At 43.9% G+C, this 2,453-nt stretch carries 3 protein-coding genes; all 3 read left to right on the plus strand.

The features are described 5' to 3' along the window. The first annotated feature begins 138 nt into the window (after positions 1 to 138). Positions 139 to 687, plus strand: coding sequence for a hypothetical protein (locus CDG79_RS40105; RefSeq protein WP_094346995.1), 549 nt, complete (start codon positions 139 to 141; stop codon positions 685 to 687). Beyond that, the gene (locus CDG79_RS40110; protein WP_094346996.1) at positions 684 to 1,193 is read left to right on the plus strand and encodes a hypothetical protein; all 510 of its coding nucleotides are present in this window, start codon (positions 684 to 686) and stop codon (positions 1,191 to 1,193) included. The genes CDG79_RS40105 and CDG79_RS40110 overlap by 4 nt, the downstream gene beginning before the upstream one ends. After that, positions 1,190 to 2,453: hypothetical protein (locus CDG79_RS40115; RefSeq protein ID WP_143855748.1), on the plus strand; the 1,264-nt coding region annotated here is incomplete at its 3' end. The genes CDG79_RS40110 and CDG79_RS40115, both read left to right, overlap by 4 nt.

The raw sequence follows: 2,453 nt of genomic DNA on the forward strand, positions 1-2,453 counted from the left end.
GTGTGATTGACGAAAATAATATTCCCATTACCTACGACAATCATCTTTATTACAGCAGTACATGGGTGCAATTCTGGGGATACTTACTATCTAAAAATTGGATAAATTTTTGTTTCTTGTACTCTCAGATATCACCCTATGAAAATTGATGAATACCCACAGATAACGAACGCATCAAGTGATGACATTTTACTCATTGAGACAGCATCAGACAGCGCTTATAAAAGTATTAAAAAAAGTGATTTACTTTCTGGTATCTCTAGTAGCGGTGGTGTATACCCGACATCATTTTCTCACTGGCACGATGAAAGCACAGTAGTTGTTGGCGCTTCTCTTACTTATGATTACGCATCTTATGCGTATGGTACGGCTACGATTCAACTACCGCCAGCAACGAACGATACATTTAAATTCAACGCACCACTTGACGCTGGGACATACGCCATAAGTTTCCTTGTCAGCCAAGCAAATAATAGAGGGATTGGTGTTCTGCATGTCAATGGTACGGCTATTGCTGGCAGTATTGACCTCTACTCTGGTTCATTCGTCGGTGCAGCTATTGTGACTAAAACAGTTACTATCACTACCCCAGGAATTCAGGAATTCCAGATAGTAGTGACTGGTAAAAATGCATCATCTGCAAATTACTATTTTGTTTGCACGAAGATTTGGGGCGTGAAACAATGATCTACTGTGAAGGAAGCAAAAAAGTTACTGTTACGATATTATCTCCCAAGCTAACCATTGTAGTTGACGCACCTGCGATGGTTGTAATAGGCAGTAAAGCTGACAGTTTTACTCACGTGATGACCGCTCCCATATCTGAATCATATAATTTCTTCGTCAGTAGTGTTTCAATGAATCCGCCGGGACAAACTTACGACAACGGCGCTAGAGTATTAAGCTGCCCAATTCCATCAATCAATGGCAAAAATATTAGTAGCAATTTTGATAATTACTACGGAGATAATATTGGCAGTTGCAGTTATGATGTGACACTACAAGGCTTGTCAATTAATGGTGTGCTGTATCCATCCGACGACGGTCGATTTACTGTTTCTTGTGATGATGATTGTCCACCCGGTAAATGCAAATGTCACAGTGACAGCTACCCTGGGTATTGTTGCAACGACTGTGCTAGCACATCGGCAAAATTAAAAGCAATTGGTGACGGTTTGAGGTCGAAACAATGAGTAGTAGTTGTGATGATTTAGCGCAACAAATAGCGACTCTCAACACACTGGTAGGTAGATTAAATAACCTATCTGAAGCTAAGGTACGGCAAATAGTGAATGAGATCGTCAATCCTCAAATCAATGAAGTTACGATTCATCTTGAAGCTGCATCAACAGACGCACGGACAGCTAATAAGACTGCAAATACCGCGCTGCAAAAAGTTAATAGTTTTCAGCCCGGCAATTACGCTACTATCGCTGACTTGAGGTTACAACGAAATGCTATAGATACGGAAATCCAGCAATTTCGACAAAATATTGCCAACGGACTTGCTACCAAAGCTGAAAAATCAGCAGTGGAGGCATACGACGCAGCGATGAGGGCAGACATACAAAGAGTGGAAAACGCAGCTGCCAGGGCAGAGTCATCGGCGCGAAACAGTAAATCAAGTGCATCCTCAGCGCTAGAAGATGCCGTGGCATCGGCAAAAGCGAAGGAAATTGCTGAATTGAAAGCGAAAGTAGCAGGCGACAGCGCAGCAAGTTCAAAAAACTATGCTGAGGTATCCGCAGGAGCAAAAGAAACATCGGTTAAGGCATCTTTGACAGCGGAGGAGCAAGCAGCGATCGCTCTGAGAAACGCTAATAATGCCTTAAATAATGCCAATTCCTCGGAAGCCTCTGCTAACGCCGCTAAGGCGTATAGAGATACTGTTGCCAAGGACGCTTCATTAGTGGAGGGATTAATAGACAAAACAAGAACTTTTGTAGGTGACGCTGCTAACAGTGCCAGTAAGTCCGCGAAATCTGCATTAGACGCTAATGCAGCCGTAGACGGAGCTAAGGGGCTGGTGAAAGGTTTTTCCGAACGTATGGACGGATTTGGTAGGGCATTAAATGCCTTGGAAGGGAAGATCGGCGCTGCTATACAAACAGCAGCGAATGCCGTAGGGATAAGCAATGAAGCACTAGCAGCAACAGGACGGCTAGCAGGCAAAATAGCAGGAATATTTGTCCTTATTTCACAAATATTCGTGATAATTGAACAAACTGCCAACCTTAACATCCTTGGTGAACGTATCGACGCAGTTGAGCGTGGGTTGGAATTTCTCGGCAATAGCGTGTCGGGCATCCTGGGTAAATTGCTGGGGTTGCAAAACCGCATTGCTCGGAATGAAGCAACAATAGTTGATGTCAAGGCGATCGCAGTCGATGCCCGACTCATCGGAGAGGGTGCAGCAAGGATTGCAGGTGATGCACAAATCCACGCCGACAGAG

Origin of the sequence: Nostoc sp. 'Peltigera membranacea cyanobiont' 232, assembly GCF_002245985.1 — a bacterium.
Classification (GTDB): domain Bacteria; phylum Cyanobacteriota; class Cyanobacteriia; order Cyanobacteriales; family Nostocaceae; genus Nostoc.